This window comes from Cloacibacterium sp. DMC96, from assembly GCF_056313765.1.
Genome location: NZ_JBQUZQ010000001.1, coordinates 667,261 through 684,582 on the forward strand (window position 1 = coordinate 667,261; position 17,322 = coordinate 684,582).

The 17,322-nt window shown below is 31.9% G+C and carries 20 protein-coding genes; 8 read left to right on the plus strand and 12 right to left on the minus strand.

Annotation, left to right across the window (positions count from 1 at the left end; genetic code table 11):
• Positions 1–29: 29 nt before the first annotated feature.
• From ACT53I_RS02900 to ACT53I_RS02925, 6 genes are all read left to right on the plus strand, one after another.
• Positions 30–476, plus strand: a complete 447-nt coding sequence (locus ACT53I_RS02900; protein WP_476078351.1) for a VOC family protein — start codon at positions 30–32, stop codon at positions 474–476.
• 61 nt (positions 477–537) lie between these two features.
• Positions 538–960: an SRPBCC family protein gene (locus ACT53I_RS02905; protein ID WP_476078352.1), complete on the plus strand. Its 423-nt coding sequence runs from the start codon at positions 538–540 to the stop codon at positions 958–960.
• A gap of 83 nt (positions 961–1,043) precedes the next feature.
• Positions 1,044–2,063: a glutaminyl-peptide cyclotransferase gene (locus tag ACT53I_RS02910; RefSeq protein WP_476078353.1), complete on the plus strand. Its 1,020-nt coding sequence runs from the start codon at positions 1,044–1,046 to the stop codon at positions 2,061–2,063.
• 59 nt (positions 2,064–2,122) lie between these two features.
• Complete coding sequence (locus tag ACT53I_RS02915) at positions 2,123–2,884, plus strand: hypothetical protein (protein WP_476078354.1); 762 nt, start codon at positions 2,123–2,125, stop codon at positions 2,882–2,884.
• Positions 2,885–2,889: 5 nt separating this feature from the next.
• Positions 2,890–3,504 carry a deoxynucleoside kinase gene (locus ACT53I_RS02920; protein ID WP_274779466.1) on the plus strand — a complete coding sequence of 205 codons (615 nt, stop codon included), beginning with the start codon at positions 2,890–2,892 and terminating at the stop codon, positions 3,502–3,504.
• Between the two features lie 78 nt (positions 3,505–3,582).
• Positions 3,583–3,924, plus strand: a complete 342-nt coding sequence (locus tag ACT53I_RS02925; RefSeq protein WP_476078355.1) for an ArsC/Spx/MgsR family protein — start codon at positions 3,583–3,585, stop codon at positions 3,922–3,924.
• Positions 3,925–3,976: 52 nt separating this feature from the next.
• Here ACT53I_RS02925 and ACT53I_RS02930 read toward each other — a convergent pair whose 3' ends face one another.
• The 7 genes from ACT53I_RS02930 to ACT53I_RS02960 form a co-directional block, all read right to left on the minus strand.
• Positions 3,977–4,876 carry a TIGR01777 family oxidoreductase gene (locus tag ACT53I_RS02930; protein ID WP_476078356.1) on the minus strand — a complete coding sequence of 300 codons (900 nt, stop codon included), beginning with the start codon at positions 4,874–4,876 and terminating at the stop codon, positions 3,977–3,979.
• Between the two features lie 84 nt (positions 4,877–4,960).
• The gene (locus ACT53I_RS02935) at positions 4,961–5,269 is read right to left on the minus strand and encodes a DUF493 family protein (RefSeq protein ID WP_476078357.1); all 309 of its coding nucleotides are present in this window, start codon (positions 5,267–5,269) and stop codon (positions 4,961–4,963) included.
• Positions 5,266–6,663, minus strand: coding sequence for a TolC family protein (locus tag ACT53I_RS02940; RefSeq protein ID WP_476078358.1), 1,398 nt, complete (start codon positions 6,661–6,663; stop codon positions 5,266–5,268). The genes ACT53I_RS02935 and ACT53I_RS02940 overlap by 4 nt, the downstream gene beginning before the upstream one ends.
• A complete protein-coding gene (locus ACT53I_RS02945; protein WP_476078359.1) occupies positions 6,650–7,951 on the minus strand; it encodes an HlyD family secretion protein in 1,302 nt (433 codons plus the stop codon). Before ACT53I_RS02945 ends, ACT53I_RS02940 begins: the two co-directional genes overlap by 14 nt.
• Before the next feature lie 4 nt (positions 7,952–7,955).
• Positions 7,956–9,611 carry a peptidase domain-containing ABC transporter gene (locus ACT53I_RS02950; RefSeq protein ID WP_476078360.1) on the minus strand — a complete coding sequence of 552 codons (1,656 nt, stop codon included), beginning with the start codon at positions 9,609–9,611 and terminating at the stop codon, positions 7,956–7,958.
• 89 nt (positions 9,612–9,700) lie between these two features.
• Entirely contained in the window at positions 9,701–10,378 is a 678-nt protein-coding gene (locus tag ACT53I_RS02955) for a DUF4197 family protein (RefSeq protein ID WP_476078361.1), read from the minus strand.
• 268 nt (positions 10,379–10,646) lie between these two features.
• A complete protein-coding gene (locus tag ACT53I_RS02960) occupies positions 10,647–12,626 on the minus strand; it encodes an alpha-ketoacid dehydrogenase subunit alpha/beta (RefSeq protein WP_476078362.1) in 1,980 nt (659 codons plus the stop codon).
• Positions 12,627–12,851: 225 nt separating this feature from the next.
• On the opposite strand from ACT53I_RS02960, the gene ACT53I_RS02965 reads away from it, so the two are divergent.
• The gene (locus tag ACT53I_RS02965; protein WP_476078363.1) at positions 12,852–13,298 is read left to right on the plus strand and encodes a T9SS type A sorting domain-containing protein; all 447 of its coding nucleotides are present in this window, start codon (positions 12,852–12,854) and stop codon (positions 13,296–13,298) included.
• Between the two features lie 3 nt (positions 13,299–13,301).
• Positions 13,302–14,414 carry a cadherin repeat domain-containing protein gene (locus ACT53I_RS02970; protein WP_476078364.1) on the plus strand — a complete coding sequence of 371 codons (1,113 nt, stop codon included), beginning with the start codon at positions 13,302–13,304 and terminating at the stop codon, positions 14,412–14,414.
• 270 nt (positions 14,415–14,684) lie between these two features.
• On the opposite strand, the gene rplI is transcribed toward ACT53I_RS02970, so the two are convergent.
• The 5 genes from rplI to ACT53I_RS02995 all read right to left on the minus strand — a co-directional run bounded on the left by rplI (position 14,685) and on the right by ACT53I_RS02995 (position 17,110).
• Complete coding sequence (rplI, locus tag ACT53I_RS02975; RefSeq protein ID WP_476078365.1) at positions 14,685–15,161, minus strand: 50S ribosomal protein L9; 477 nt, start codon at positions 15,159–15,161, stop codon at positions 14,685–14,687.
• Between the two features lie 73 nt (positions 15,162–15,234).
• Positions 15,235–15,537 carry a 30S ribosomal protein S18 gene (gene rpsR / locus ACT53I_RS02980; protein WP_476078366.1) on the minus strand — a complete coding sequence of 101 codons (303 nt, stop codon included), beginning with the start codon at positions 15,535–15,537 and terminating at the stop codon, positions 15,235–15,237.
• Between the two features lie 27 nt (positions 15,538–15,564).
• Complete coding sequence (gene rpsF / locus ACT53I_RS02985; RefSeq protein ID WP_069796667.1) at positions 15,565–15,906, minus strand: 30S ribosomal protein S6; 342 nt, start codon at positions 15,904–15,906, stop codon at positions 15,565–15,567.
• Positions 15,907–16,023: 117 nt separating this feature from the next.
• Positions 16,024–16,500: an N-acetyltransferase family protein gene (locus ACT53I_RS02990; protein ID WP_476078367.1), complete on the minus strand. Its 477-nt coding sequence runs from the start codon at positions 16,498–16,500 to the stop codon at positions 16,024–16,026.
• Positions 16,493–17,110, minus strand: a complete 618-nt coding sequence (locus ACT53I_RS02995) for a hypothetical protein (RefSeq protein WP_476078368.1) — start codon at positions 17,108–17,110, stop codon at positions 16,493–16,495. The genes ACT53I_RS02990 and ACT53I_RS02995 overlap by 8 nt, the downstream gene beginning before the upstream one ends.
• Between the last annotated feature and the right edge of the window lie 212 nt (positions 17,111–17,322).

Consider the following 17,322-nt stretch of genomic DNA (forward strand, 5'->3'; position numbering starts at 1 on the left):
TTTAAACCCAATCTACAAATATTAATACTATGGCTACAGCAAACATTTATCTTACTTTTGATGGAGAATGCGAAGCGGCATTCACGTTTTATCAATCGGTTTTAGGAGGAGAAATTCCTATGTGGAACAGATTCGGCGAAATGCCTCCACAAGAAGGAATGCCACCACTTTCTGAAGAACATAAAAACAGAATCATGCACGTTACACTTCCTATTTCTACAGAAACTGTTTTGATGGGAAGCGATTCTATGCCAGGAATTCATAAGAATACCAAAGGAAATAATTTTGCAATTTCACTCAATGCACAATCTAGAGCTGAAGCAGAAAAATTATTTAACGGACTTTCAGAAGGAGGAAATGTAACGATGCCATTACAAGATACTTTTTGGGGAGCATATTTCGGAATGTGGGAAGACAGGTTTGGTATTCAATGGATGGTGAACTATGATGACCCTGATAAAATTCAGCAACATTAATCAAGATATTTTTTGTAAATTCGAGTATAAATAATTGTTCAATCTTAAAAATGATAACGCTATGCACGATAATGTTAAAATCAGCGTAAAAGTAAACGCACCAATAGAAAAAGTTTGGGATGCGATTACGAATAGAGAACAGATGAAAGAATGGTATTTTAATATACCAGACTTCGAATTGAAAGAGCATGCCGCTTTTAATTTCTTTGAAGGAAAAGATAAAAAATTACACCATCACTGCGAAATCGTAGAGATTATTCCTCAGAAAAAATTAAAACATTCTTGGACATATCCTGATTACACCCATGATAAAACGTTAGTAAAATGGGAACTTCAACCAGAAAGCAACGGAACGCTGGTTACTCTTACACACAAAGGTTTAGAAAACTTTGATCATCTTGGCGCTGATTTTAAGAAAGAAAATTTCCAAAACGGTTGGGACGAAATCCTAAACAAAGCTTTGAAAAATTTTGTTGAAAATTAAAAATTCTTAAAATTTATTAAATATTAGGCATCATTCTTATAGAGTGGTGCTTTTTTTGTAATTTTGAACTAAATAATTTAAGAATGAAAAAAACACTTTTCGTAAGTATATTTGCCCTATTTTTATTGACTTCATGTAATAAAGACAAAGAGATTTTAGACGCTCTTAATACCTATAATACAGAAATGGAAACCAAAGGTTATCATTTCGGGGACAAAATAAACCTACCCAAAGAAGTTACCGAAAACGCAGAAAGCATCAGCATCAGTTTTGGAGACAAAGAAACAAGCGATTTAGTAGTAGATCCAGCATTTTTTACTTTAGGAGATAATGCAGTAACCATCAATATTACCAGAGATGGAAAAGTGCTGAGTCAAGATGCTACCATAAATGTTTTCGCCAAAAATCCAGAAGCGCAATTGACTTATGAAATCGTAGCAGAATATCCTCATGATAAGGCTAATTTTGTACAAGGATTTCAGTTAGAAGGAAACACCATTTATGAAAGTGATGGACAAACCGGACAATCTAAAATTTTAAAATATACCTTAGGTCAAACCAATGCTACAACTTTTACAGCACAACCAGCAGATGTTTTCTCTGAAGGAAGCACGATTGTAGGAAACAAAGTGTATCAACTGACTTGGCAAAATAAAAAAGGTTTTATTTATGATAAATCATCGCTTAAACTTTTGTCAGAATTTCCTTATCCTAATGTAATGGGAGAAGGTTGGGGTTTAACGTATGATGGTAAAAATCTTATCGCTTCAGACGGAACTAAAAATCTATATTTCTTAGATGTAAATGATCCTTCTAAAATGGTAAAATACATCTCTGTAGCTGGAAATACTGAAGTGTATGACAGTATTAATGAATTAGAATATCACGACAATTCTATTTACGCTAATGTTTGGCAAAAACCGTATATTCTAAAAATTAATCCAAAATCTGGAGAAGTAGTGGCAAAAATAGATTTCTCAGAAATTGTGAAAAAACACAACACAGGAACAGATGATGTTCTAAACGGAATTGCCTTCAAAGGGCAAAATATGCTTGTTACTGGAAAAAATTGGGACAAAATTTATGAAGTAAAAATAAAGTAAATTTCATACTGAAAGTTTCTGGTTTTTTCTTGACAATACATTTTATAAACACAAATGCCATGAAACGATTATCACTTATTTTTACATTTGTTTGTGCTGCACTTTTTGCACAAAAAGAATTCCCTATTATCATAAAAGATAGTATTAGAGATGTTCTTATAGACGATTATGAGAACATTTATGTGTATCGCAACAGCGATTTGAGTATCCTGAAATATGATTCTCTTGGTCATAAAAAAGCACAAGTTATGTTTCCGCAACCGTTTAAAATACAATCGGTTGAAAATCCTCTGAATATTTTTTTATTCTCAGAAAACGGACAAGAAATTAAAATTCTAGACCAGAATCTTAATGAAATTCAGTACCTTAATTTATACCAAAAATTCGGACATGTAAAAGTGGTTTATTCGCAAGATTTACAGTTTATTTGGGTGTTAGATTCAGCTCGAAAGCAATTGATACAGTACAATTATCGAGAGGATAAGATTATCAATATCTTTCCTTTTGATATGGATTTGAGTACTGTGGTAGATTTTATAGTGTATCAAAATCAATTATACTTACTTAGAGAAAAATGTTTCAGTGTTTATGAACTCAAAGGTGCCCAGAAATATTCTATCGACATAGAAAATGGTAAAAGATTAAGACGCGTAAATGATAAAATTTACGTGATAGAACAAAATACCATTTCACTCTACACACCAGCTCAATTATTCTATCCTGTATTTTCTAAAGAAAATTTTATCATTGTGGAAAAAAACAGCAATCATTTTTTGGCTTTGATAGAAGACAAACTTTATCTTTACGGAATAGAAAAATAGAATCGATGCATATTGCTGTTACTGGAAACATAGGCGCGGGAAAAACTACTCTAACTACCATGTTGTCAAAACATTATGGTTGGGATGCGCAATTTGAAGATGTAGATCATAACCCATATTTAGAAGACTTTTACGAAGACATGAGCAAATGGAGTTTTGCGCTCCAAATCTATTTCTTAGGAAGCAGATTTCGTCAGGTAAAAGAAATTAGAGAAAGTGGTAAAAATATAGTTCAAGACAGAACCATCTACGAAGATGCTTATATTTTTGCGGAAAACTTAAATGATATGGGCTTGCTTACCGAAAGAGATTTTAACAATTATTCTTCGGTGTTTCATCTGATGAAATCCTTTGTTTCGGCACCAGATTTGCTTATTTATTTAAAGTCAGATGTTCCTAATTTAGTAAAGAAAATCTACAAAAGAGGAAGAGATTATGAAGCCAGCATTAGCATAGAATATTTATCTAAACTGAACGAAAAATACGAAAAATGGATTTCTAATTACAAAGAAGGAAAACTATTGGTAATAGAAGTAGATGATTTAGATTTTGTAGAAAGACCAGAAGATTTCGGGTATATTTTAGAGAAAATAGAAGCAGAATTGCACGGACTTTTTTAAGCAGTAGCGTTGTAGAATGATTGAGAATTAGAGAACATTGATAAAAATTCATCATTAAACATCTAATATCCAAAATTTATGATTACCATCTTACATAATAATCGCTGCGGAAAATCTAGAGTTGCCTTACAGTATTTAGAATCTAAAGGTGTGGCATTTGAAGTAAGAAATTACTTAGAAAACCCATTGTCTGAAGTAGAAATAGAAGATTTATTATCTAAACTTGATACTTCAATACATAACATTATCAGAAAAAATGAAGACTTGTGGAAAGAAAATTTCTCAGAAACTACCTATTCTGATAGTGGTTTAGTTTCTATCCTAGCGAATTATCCTAAACTTTTGCAAAGACCTATTGTAATTAAAGACAACAAGGCAATTATCGCCAGAGATATAGAAAAGTTAGAAAAATTTTTATAAAATAAACAAAAAAGCGAACTCGAAAGAGTTCGCTTTTTTGATTTTAAGTTTTTTATTTGTTGATTAAATCTTCTAAAGCATGATTTAAATTTGAGTATTTAAAAGTAAATCCTGTTGATTTTATTTTCTCGTTAGAAGCTCTGCTTCCTTCTAAAACAATAGAAGACATTTCTCCCATAATCAGTTTCATCATAAATGCTGGAACAGGAATAGGCAAGAAAAATTTATTTGATTTTTGAGCTATATTTTTCATGAAAGTTTCATTGGTCACCATTTCATCTGCTACCGCGTTGTAACTTCCATTGTATTGAGGGTTTTCTATCGCTTCTACATACATATTCGCCAAATCTTCTATGTGAATCCAGTTCATCCATTGTTTTCCTTTTCCTACAGGTGAAGCCAAGTTGAAATCTGTTAATTTTTTCAATGGAACAAAACTTCCGCCTTCTTTTGCCAAAACCATTGCTGTTCTTAGACAAACCACACGTTCTGAAATCTCAGAAAATTGATAAGCAGATTTTTCCCAATCCACTGAAAGTTCTGCCAAAAAATCTAGTTTTTTGATGGGCGAATTTTCAGTGAGAATTTCATCACTCGTAAAAGTTCCGTAATAATTAATTCCAGAAGCTGAGATGAAACTTTTTAGTTTGATTTGATGCTTTTCGCAGTAAGATTTGAGAAGATTTGCAGCATTAATTCTTGAGCTGTAAAGTTCTTTTTTGTATTCTTTTGTCCATCTTTTGGCAATGGTTGCACCCGCTAAATGAATGATGGCTTCTATGTTTTCAAAAGCAGCATCTTCTATGAAATTTTGATCTGGATTCCATTGGAATTCATTAGGTTTTACCGTTTTTTTTCTGGTCAAAATTACAATTTCATGACCTTTTTCTTTTAGTTTTCGAACTAAGTATTTCCCGATTAAACCAGTGGCTCCTGTGATTAATATTTTCATAAAATTTAGATTTGAGACATTAGATTTGAGGTTTGAGAAATGTGTATTTTGTATTTATGTCTTTCATCAACCATCAACCTTTTCCTATAACATAATTACGCCTTCAATTTTGGCAACTTCCTGATAAAGTCTGATCACATGTTCCGAATCCAGTACGAAACATTGTATCGTAATGCTGATGTATTTTCCGTTAGTGCTTTCTCTGGTAGAAAAAGTATTTTTGGTGCCGTCAAAAACCTTATAAATTTCGGTAAGTTTTTCTTGATTGTTGACAATGATGAATTTATAAAGATAATCTTCAGGGAAATTGTGATTTTTCTCTAAATTTATTTTTAAAGAAGCATAAAATTCTGCTTGTTCATCAAATGGTTCGTTTCCTGTTACTTCTATCATTGTTTTAAAGTGTTGTTTTCCAGCCAATTCAGTTTAAAATAAGTTTTAATCGTTTTGGCTTTCAGTTCTAAAAATTTTTCTTGGTTTTCTAATAGTTTGTTTTCTCTGCTGTTAATTAAGAAAAGTGAACTTTCACCATTAGAAAATTTTATTTCTTCGGCTTTTAAAAGCCTTTTATAATTCTCAATGAGCGATTCATTATTTTGAGTTAAGGATAAGAAATTGCCCATTTCTGCATTATAAGTCTGTATTTTGGTCTTTAATTCTTGATTTTTAAATTTTATAATCTCATTATTCTGGAGAATTTTCAGCTTAATATTTTGATAATCAGCACGAGCTTCTCTCATGAATATGGGTAATTCCAATTTTATACCATATTGATAATTATTGTCAAAAAGTGGCAGAATGTCCTGATTTTTAAACTCTTTATTGTACAAATTGTAGTTGAAATTGATTTTAGGAAGAAAATTTTGCCATTTTAGTTTCCTTTCCAATTCCAAAGATTTTGATTTTTCAAAATAATAATTCAGCGCATATTGTGCATCAATATTTTGTAAAAGTTTTTCGGTGATGATAAAATAATCTTGGGTAAACTGTGTGTTCAGTTGTTCACTTGGTTTGGTAAATAACGGAAGATTGTAATTTTCACCGTTTTCTTTCCAAAGAAATTGTGAAAGTTCTATGGTAGAAATATTAAACTTGTTCTGAGATTCTATGGTTTTGGCTTCGAAACTTTGCAGTTGCGCGTAAGCTTCTACAGTATCTATGGCTGGTCTTTCTCCCAACTTAAATGATTTTTTGACCAATTGATATCTTTTTTTGTTGAGGTCAAGGACTTTTTTGTTCAATTCTAAAATTTCGTAATTTTTTACCCATTCCCAAAAACTAAAATTAGCTTCCAAAAGGATTTCATTTTTGAGCATTTCTTGCTCGTAAAAAGTCATTTTGCTGAAATTTTTCGATTGCTGAATGGCAGTTCTTCGTTTATTGTAAACCAAATCTCTTGCAAGCGGAATGCTTATTCCTACATGATTTAGAACGCCTTTTGTTTCTTCATTGTTCAGTTTATTTCCCGTCAAATCATTGGTTCCAATGTTGAAATCTATTCCGTACCAAGTTGGGAGATTCAGTTCTATGTTTTTTTGATTGTAATAAAGCGTGTTGTCTATTTTTTTCTCGCCAATTTTTGCAGAAATATTTGGGTCAAGTAAAGCTTTGGCTTTCAAAATATTATTTTGAGCAATATTTTTTTCCCAATCAGAAATTTTAATAATTGGATGGTTTTTTTGAACCCAAGAAATATAATTTTCATAGCTCAAAGCAATAGAATCTTGAGCGAAAAAATGATAAGACGTGAAAAGAAAAATAAGCAATAAAATTTTATTTTTTCTCATTCTTTTGGGTGTTTACTTGATAATAATCTGGTGGAAAACCATTGATATTTCTCCATATTTCGAACCAAATCGGCACATCATTCAGAATGGCAATTCCACTCGCTCCTGTTCCAATTTTCATGTTGGGTGGCCATCTTTTTTGAGTTTTATCTTCGGCTACAATCGCTTTAAACAAACCGTTTTCACTGATGGAATTTTCTATGGCAATGATTTTTCCAGAAAAAGTTCCGTAGCTAGAATTAGGCCAACCTGAGAAAACAATCGCAGGAAATCCGTCGAAAGTGAGCATCACTTTTTGATTTTCTTTAATCAGCGGTAAGTCTACAGGTTTTACATAAATTTCTGCGATGTAATCTATCTTTTTCGGAACAATAATTCCGATGGTTTCTGCGTCTTTTACAATTTCGCCAATTCCAGCTTTCGTGAGTTGTGTAATTTGTCCGTCTTGTGTTGCCAAAATGTAATACAAACCTTTTCTCACTTTATAGGTTGCCACTTGATTTTCTAATTTTGCAATGTCACCAGAGCTTCCTGCAACTTGTCCCATACTTTGGAAACGATCGCCTTCAGTTTTACTTAATTTTTCTGTATATTCTTGAATAACAGTGTTTTGTTCTATATTTTGAGCGGCAATTTCTTGTTGAGTTTGCGCCAATTTATTCTCCGCAGAAGTTTTCTTGGCTAGAGCATTTTGATAACTTACATTTCGTTGTTGCAATTGAGTAAGAGAAACCAAACCTTCTTCATACATTTTATTTTGACGATTAAGTTGGTCTTGAGCAATTTTTAATTCATTGTTTACGGCGGTAAGTTCGGCTTGTTCTGCTTTTAATTTATTTTGTAACTGGGCAATTTTAATTTTAATTTGATTCAGTTTTAAATCTTTAGCGGTAGAAATGGCTGCAATTTGGTTTTCTGTGGTAGAAATTTTGGCATTATAGTACTCTCTCACTCCTTTTTTGGCTTGAACTTGTTCCTGAGTTCTTTCTACCAAAAGTGGGTCTAGATAATCGTCTTTAATTTCAGAAATTTGAAGAATAGTATCGCCTTTTTTGACTACATCTCCGTTTTTCACATACCATTTGATGATTCTTCCAGGAATAGGAGAGTTCAGTTTTTGAGGTCTTTGTTCCTGAAATAAAGTATTAACATTTCCTTGAGTTTTAATATTCTGAGTCCAAGGTAAAAACATAATGAAAACAAATGCTAAAAATGTAAATAAAAACCATTTGGCAACATTTGATTTCTTATTGATATGATAAATATTTTCGAGTGATTTTAGTTGCATCGTTTTATTTTTTAGTTTCTAATTGACCATTAATCATGTGAAAATGTTGATGAGCTTTTTGGATAAAGTCATCATCTTGAGTAACCACAATAATGGTTTTTTCCTTGGCTAATTCTTGTAAAAATACCATCATTTTTTCTTTGATTTCTTTAGAAAGTCCATCATAAGGATCTTCTAAAATGATGATTTTATTGTCTGTAGCAAGAGCTCTTAGAAGAAGAATTATTTTCTTATTGCTGTAAGAAAGTTGTGAATTTCCATCTTGAATTTTGGTCAAAAATCCGATGGTAAATTTAGTCCCGAAATCATCAATTCCTATTTTTTGAGCAATATGATTGATTTTTTCTACGGTTATTTTTTCATTCCCCAGTTGAATATTTTCCAAAACTGTTCCTTTGAAAACATCTATATCATCTGTGTGAATACTGATTCCTCTTCTGATTTGATCTTGAGTTAAATTTTTAGAAGAAACATCATTGTATAAAATGTGACCAGAAGTAGGTGCGTAAATCCCAGACATCAGATTGATAAGCAATGATTTACCTGAAGAAAGTTCTCCCGAAATCACATTGATGCTACTTGGTTGAACTTTGAAATTTAAATTTTTCAGAATGTCTTCATCTCCAAATCCAAAAGAAACGTTTTTAAATTCAATAGATTGAATATCATCTTTGATATGGATAATATCGCTTGTTTCATTTTCTTGTGGTAAATCGGTAACCTTCGAAAGTTTGGTGAGTGCAGTAATCACATCATAATAACTTTCTAAGCTTTTAATGAGTTTTTCCACGGCGGTTAAAATGGTAAGAACTACAATTTCTGCAGCGATAAACGCGCCAATATTTAGCTTTTGATTGACCAATAGATAGGTTCCGATTACTAACATAACCAATGTAATCAAAACTTTGAAGAAAATAATAGTTTTATATTGGAATAATAGAACTTTGAAATGATGCGTTCTGTAACTTAGATAATCCAGAAGTCTGTCATCCGTTTCTCTAAGGTGAAGGTTGGTATGTTTATTAGCTTTGAAAGATTTCACCGAACTGGCAATATCTTCTAACCAAGATGCGACAAAATATTTCTTATCACTTTCGATTAAACTTGTTTCTATCCCCTTTTCAGAAGTATAATTAAAAATCAAAACTACTCCTACCAATACAATTCCGCCAAAAGCTAAAAACCATGGATGATAAAAAGAGAGTAGAATGATCCCAAATAAAATATGAATAATAGCAGTCGGAATTTCGAGGAGAATTTTAGAAATCCCTTTTTGTAGATTTTGGGTGTCAAAAAAACGATTGATAAGTTCTGGTAAGTAATATTGATTGGTCTTTTCGAGTTTTATTTTAGGTAAAGTTTCCGAAAAAGAGATGGCATATTCTACGAATATTTTTTGTTGAATTTTTTCGATGATTTCCATTACTTTGACCCTGAAAAATCCTACTAACCACGTTCCAAGAACTACAAATGCAATGAGAATATAAATAGAAGTAACCATAGTTGCACCCATCGCAAAACTGATGATGGCTTGTATTCCCAGTGGTAAACTCAACTGAACGAGACCACTTAATATGGCATAAAAGTAAATATTGAGAACATCTTTTCTTTCTTTAGTAATATACTTCAGAAGCCTTTTTCCTTGCTCTTTTGCCGTCATTGTGTTTTAAATTTTGTCAAAAGTAATGCACAAAAAAATCAATTGCAATAGCTCGCAATTGATTTTACATATCATGATATTGAAAACCTCTATTTCAAAATATTCATAGGATTTTCTGGATTGGTTTTTTCGTAATTTTCTACAATGTTGAACAGTCCATTCACCATTTGTTCTGCAGCTAGATTGCTCAGACTTAAACTTGCAGAAGAACTAGAATTTTGATTTCCTAATAAACCGCCAAGCAAATTATTTCCTTGTAAAGCGAGATTTACACTTCTTACAATTCCGTATTCATTGAGTTTCGCATCTACTTTTGGCGCAATCGCAGCCATGAGTTGTGCACTGGTTTTTTGTTTAAGATAAGCTGTAGCAGCACCACTTCCACCTTGTGCAATTTGTTGAGCTTCTGCCGAAGTCATATCATTAATCGCATTGATTAAAATAGGTTCTGCAATCGGAGCAACAAATGCTGCAGCATCTGCAATGTAGCCTTTTTCCTTCTGAACCAAATTGCTTAATCCTAATTTTTCTAGAGTAGAATTAATGTCTTTTAGCTGTTGCGGAAGTGCAGCATTAATCAATTCATTGCCCAAGAAACTATTTTTATCTTTAAAAATTCCTAAACCTTTAGAAACACCACCAATTAAAATCTTTTTAAGAACCGAAAGTCCTACTGTAGTGGCAATCGTCATACAAGATTGCGTGGTAGTGGCAATAATTCCCACCGAACCTAATGCTAATCCTGCTGCTAAAATATATTTTTTCATAATAATCTTTTTAAGAGAAGTTTTCAAATATCAAGCCAAAGTTACAATTTTTTTGGGCGTGTATTTTTTCCTTTGCTTTTTCCATTCAAAAAAAATACCGCGCTTTTCGCTACAATTCCTCGTGAAAACTAACGCTCGCTTCGCTCGCGCCATTTTCACTGCGGGATTTCCGCTGCAATCGCTCACGCAAAACAGTTCCGAAATCTTGATTTTGAGCTCCGAGTTTCAACATCTAACATCTAACATCTAACATCTAACTTCTAGCTTCTCAATATTTCAAAATTTTCTCTACAGCTTCTGCCAATTCTTCATTGGGCATAAATTGGTCTTCGAGCTTTTTATTGAACGGAATTGGCGTATCCATAGAAGCTACACGTAAAATAGGAGCGTCTAAATCCTCAAAACAATGTTCAGAAATCAACGCAGAAAGTTCCGCTCCGAAACCACAAGTTAAAGTATCTTCATGCAAAATAATCACTTTATTGCATTTTTTCACCGATTCGTAAATGGTTTCAGTATCGAGTGGAATAAGTGTTCTTAAATCCACAATTTCTAATGAAATTTCAGGATTTTTCTCTGCAAATTCTAGGGCAATGTGAACTCCTAAACCGTAAGTAATAATCGTGAGTTCATCGCCTTCTTTTACTTTTCTGGCTTTCCCGAATGGAGTAGTGTAGAATCCTTCTGGAACGTTTCCTTTCAGACTTCTGTATAATTTTTTATGTTCGAAAAATAAAACTGGATTTGGGTCTTCAAAACTTTGAATCAATAAACCTTTTGCGTCATCCGGAAACGCAGGATATGCGATTTTCAATCCTGGAGTTTTGGTAAACCAAGCCTCATTACTTTGAGAGTGAAAAGGTCCCGCTCCAGTTCCCGCTCCAGTTGGCATTCTTACCACGACATCAGCATTTTGGTTCCATCTGTAATGGGTTTTTGCCAAATTATTGATGATTTGATTGAAGCCTTCCGTTACAAAATCTGCAAATTGCATTTCTACCATAGATTTGTAGCCATTAATGCTGAGTCCTAAACCAGAACCTACAATCGCAGCTTCACACAATGGTGTATTTCTCACTCTTTTTTTGCCAAATTTTTCAACAAAACCTTCTGTAATTTTAAAAGCGCCACCGTATTCTGCAATGTCTTGTCCCATTAAAACCAAATTCGGATGGTTTTTCATGGAAATTTCTATGGCTTCAGAAATCGCATCGATGAATCTTATTTCTCTGTTTTGTAATTTTTGTGGTAAGATTTCGTGATTATCAAAAGGTGCGTAAACATCTTCTAATTCTGTTTTTTTATTCGGAATGATTTCTGGTTCTGCGATGGTTTGGTCAAGTGCTTCGTCAACTTGTTTTTTATAGGATTCTTTTATTTCTTCAATCAAATTTTGAGTTAAAATTCCTTCAGAAAGTAAGAATTGTTCATAGTTAGTAATTGGATCTTGTTTTGTCCATTCTTCAATCATTCCTTCTGGATAATAGGCCGTTCCAGAAGCTTCTTCGTGACCGCGAAGTCTGAAAGTGTTGCATTCTACTAAAACAGGTCTAGGATTTTTTCTGATGCTTTCTGCTAAATTTTTGAAAGTCTGATAAACTTCCAGAATGTTATTTCCATTGATGGAATGTGCTTCTATTCCGTAGCCAATTCCCTTATCTGCGAATGATTTGCATCTAAACTGTTCACGAGATGGAGTAGAAAGTCCCCACTGATTATTTTCAACGACGATGATGACTGGCAAATTCCAAACGGCAGCGGTATTTACGGCTTCGTGGAAATCTCCTTCAGAAGCGCCACCATCACCAGTATAAACCAGTGTGCATTTTTCTTCCTGATTTAATAAATGAGAAAGTGCAATTCCGTCTGCAACTCCCATTTGTGAACCCAAATGAGAAATCATTCCCACAATTTTGAATTCCTGAGTCCCGAAATGAAAACTTCTGTCTCTTCCTTTGGTGAAACCATTCATTTTTCCTTGAAACTGAGAAAAAAGTCTATCTAATGGAATTTCCCTTGAAGTAAAAACGCCTAAGTTTCTGTGCATGGTTAAGATGTATTCTTCCTTGTTCATCGCAAGAGCAGAACCTACAGAAGTGGCTTCTTGTCCCCAACTAGAAAACCATTTAGAGATTTTACCTTGGCGTAAAGCAATGAGCATTTTTTCTTCTATAGTTCTGGGTAAAACCATTGCTTTATAGAGTTGTAAAAGGGTTTCTTTATTGAAATTTTCAGTATTGAAATTCATAGAATATGTTTGTCTCAAAAATAATCAAATGTGGTGATTGCTACAATTTATAAATTGCCAAATTTTCAATAAAGTCTAGATAAATTATCTATATATATGATTAAAATAATATAAGGATACTATTATTGTTAACAATATTGTTCTTCTAAAAGAAATTGTGATTATAACTAAATTATCTAGGTTAAAATAAATGAATTATATTTACAGCTTAATTTAAACTAATACATGAAAAAGACGTATTTATTCGTTGGTTTCATCTCTTCTTTTTTAGGCTATTCACAAACAGCAATTGGAGGTTTAAACTCTAGTGGCATGTCGTCTGAAAATTTAATTTATTCAGTTGGAGAGATTTATGTAGTACCAACAAACCAAGATGAGACTAATTCTGGATTACTGGGAATTTTCTACCAGAATTTTAAAACTTTAGGAATTAATGAAATTATTGTAGAAAATGTAAGTATTTACCCAAACCCTACTACAGATTTTATTAATTTTAAAGTGAATTCAAAAATTAAACTATCAGAAGTAGAGATTTTTGACTTAAGCGGGAAGATTATTTTTACTCAGAGAGTAAATAACGAAACAATTGATTTGCAAAAATTAAGTAAGGGAACTTATTTTTTAAGATTTAAAAATTCAACAATTAAACCAATAAAAATTATTAAAAACTAATTTATGAAAAAACTCTATTTTTTATTCACCCTATTTTTATCTTTATTTTCTCTTGCACAGGTACCACAAGGCTTTTCTTATCAAGCTATAGCTTTCAATTCAGCAGGGCAGCCAGTAGTTAATGGTAATATTTCTGTGAGAATAAGTATTATAGATAATACTGCCACTGGTGCTGTTTTATATACAGAAACACATAATAAAACTACTAATTCTAAAGGCTTAGTAAATCTTAATATAGGACAAGGTGTTCCTAGCTCTGGTAGCTTCTCTGGAATTAACTGGGCTTTGAATCCAAAATTTATTAAGGTAGAAATTGATCCAACTGGTGGTAGTAACTATATAAGTGTAGGTGTAAACCAATTAATGAGTGTACCATATGCGAATGTTTCTAAAACTGTTGTAACAGATCCGGGGCAAGGTATAACTTTAGTTTCTCCAAGTGGAACAAAGTATAATTTAACAGTAGATGATTTAGGTGCTTTGAGCCTGCCTACATCTTCAGTTATATCCAATTATCCAATACAGTTTTTCATGTATGGTAATTATAATGGATGGAACATTACAAACTCTCAATTAGTGACAAATGTTAGTAGTACATTTAAATATGCTTATAAATATTTTAATTCTAATGATGTAATAAAAGTTGCTTCAAATAATATTGATGGAGGTAAAATTTATGGAGTAGATGATAATAATAGTTTGATTGAAAATGGAGTTTCTTATAATTTTTTTAGTTCGGGGTTTTATTTTGTTAAGTTTGAAAAAGCTAATAATTTATTTAAAATTAATCCCGTTTCAATTACACCTAAATTGTCAGATGGAACATATCCTAGCGCAAAATTATCACCTAAAAGTTATGATCCTTTGACAAATAAATTTACATATGAACTCGTTTATGTTACTAGTAGCAGTCAATTTAGTTCTTTTAGATTTTCATTTTTAAATGATACATCAACTAATGAGCTTTACTTTGGAGATAATTTTGGTGATGGTAGTATAGATAAAGATGGAACTAAAATTACCTTGCCTAACTTATCTTCAACAGCAAAAAATTACCGAATAGAGTTTACATTAAATTTTAATGGATCTGGAAGTTATACCATAACACAATTTTAAATAATACGGAAGAATATTTTTATTCTATTTTTTTATTTTTTATTTTTTTGCAACCATAATTAGTTGGAAGCAATAATCCGAAATTGACAACATTTAATGAAAGGTTTATAATTTTGAAGTGGCAATATGATGTTGAAGAATGGTAAAGTAGGAAAATATCTCAATAAAGAAAGTTATTCCAATATAAAAGCATCAGAATTTAAATTGATTTAACTAACAAAAACGCTCTCAAAATTTTGAGAGCGTTCTTAATATTTATAAGTCTGAATTTTAAGCTTCAGTGTTTGCTTCTTCAGCAACTACATCAGAAACAACTTCGAATTCATATTCGAATTCTACATTTCTGTGAGGTCTTACTTTAGCAGAGAATTTACCTGTTCTCTTGATAGTATTTCCAGGGATTTTGATGTATTTTTTGTCTACTTCTACACCAGCTTTCGCTAATTCTTCAGCTAAAGTAGCATTGTTAATAGAACCAAAAATCTTATCACCTGTACCTACTTTTGCAGCGATAGAAACAGTTGTAGCTTTTAATTTTTCGATGATTGCAGTTGCAGCAGCGATTAATTTAGCTTCTTCTTCTTTTCTAGCTTCTAAAGTAGCTTCTAGAGCAGCTTTATTTTTAGGAGTTGCAAGAAGTGCATAACCTTTAGGAATTAAGAAGTTTCTTGCATAACCTGGTTTTACATTTACTGTATCAAACTCAAGTCCTAAGTTTTCTACGTCTTTTTTTAGGATAATTTCCATTGTTGTTGTCCTTTTTTGTTTTAAAAAGTTAGGTTTAGTAAACTAAAACCAACAATTTATTTTTTGTTAATAATTATTTTAATAAGTCTGCTACGTAAGGCATTAAAGCTAAGTGTCTAGCTCTTTTGATCGCTGCAGAAACTTTTCTTTGATATTTAAGAGAAGTACCTGTATATCTTCTTGGTAAAATTTTACCTTGTTCGTTTACGAACTGTAATAAGAAGTCAGCATCTTTATAGTCTACGTATTTAATACCGAATTTTTTGAATCTACAGTATTTTTTATCAGATTTAGTATTGATATCAAGTGGAGTAAGGAATTTTACTTCTGATTCACCTCCAGCTGATGCTTGTTTTGCCATTTCGTCGATTGCCATTTTTGTAAATTTTTTAAGGGTTAAAAATTAAGCTTTAGCAGTTTTTACTTTAGCTCTTCTTTTCACTGCGTATTCTACGCCATGCTTATCAAGCTTAGTAGTTAAGTAACGGATTACTCTCTCGTCACGTTTGAAAGCAGTTTCTAAACCTGCAACTACAGTACCTTCACCTTTGAATTCAATCAAAGTGTAGAATCCATTCTTTTTTAATTGAATAGGATAAGCTAATTTTTTAAGACCCCAATTTTCTTTAGCAACGATTTCGCAGTTGTGCTCTTTTAAGAAGTCTTCGAATTTTTTAACTGCTTCCTCCACCTGAGCGTCAGATAGAACGGGAGTTAAAATGAAAACAGTTTCGTAATTGTTCATAATGTTAAAAATATTTGTTAATTATTTCGAGGTGCAAAAGTATTGAAACTTTTTGAAATACACAATAATGATGTGATAATTTGTTGATTTAATGATGTGTTGAGCCAGAATTTAGATTTATTTCGCTAAATTTTCTATTCCATCTTTGTCTAAACGGAAAACCGTCCATTCATCCATTGGTTTTGCGCCGAGAGATTTATAAAATTCTATAGAAGGGGTATTCCAATCGAGTACGCTCCATTCTAATCTGCCACAGTTTCTTTCTTTGGCAATTCTTGCAAGTTCTACTAAAAGTGCTTTTCCGTAACCTTTTCCACGAGTTTCTGGTTCTACAAAAAGGTCTTCTAAATAAATGCCAGGTTTGCCAACAAACGTAGAAAAGTTATGAAAATACAGTGCAAAACCAACAGGTTTTTCGTCTTCTTCTGCGATGAGCACTTCTGCAAATTTTTTCTCAAAAATATTGTTGCGAAGTTCTTCTACTGAAGTGATGACATCGTTTTCTAGTTTTTCGTAAACGGCTAATTTGTAGATTAAGTCAAAGATGGTTTGTGTGTCTTCTGGTGTTGCTTTACGGATTTGGAAGTTATTCATATTCGTTTTTATTTAGATTTCTTACATTATTATTTTCAATAAAATTTTGAATTTGCTGTTTTGGATTTTCACTAGAGAGAATTTTTCTAAAAGTACCATTATTCTCTTCTATTAAAGTATTTAAGATTCGGTCGTTAATCCTTTTGACTAAAAAAAGATTGAAAAACTCAGTTAATAATGCTGTGATAGTTGCAATGAATCCTTTTCTAGACCACCATCCTAATAGAATAGTATTAAAGAAATTTTTCCATCTAATTTTTTTATTGCATTTTTCACAGATGATTAAATGTTGTAAAATGTCATCACAAAAAATCACTGCTGAGATTGCAGAATGAAACTCGTATGCTTTTAAGTCCGAATTGGTTTTACAAATACTACATTTACTATTTTTAATATTGCTGAAAATAGAATCTTTTTCTAATTGATTTAAAGGATTGTTTTCTAATTGAATCCATTCTATGAAACTTGTGTCTAAATTTCTTAATCTCACCTCTTCTATTAGAACTGGAATTGCTTCTTTGGTTAATCCTTTTGGATTTTGAGCTAATTTTAAAATTTTATTATCATCAAAATTTTTATAGGATGCTCTTATTTCTTCTTTTGTTAACAAGGTTTATTATTTTTTTTCAAAAATAGCAATTTTTTGACGAAAATGTAACTAGCCCCGATTGAACGGTATGTTTGAGCTCTTTTTAAATTTTTTTGCTGGGGATTTTGTTGGTAAAAATTTTAAAAAAGCGAGTAGTGAAAGCGGGAATGGCTACAAAAAAACCTCCGAAAAATTTCGAAGGCTACTTTTTGCTTTTATCTTTTTACTTGGCT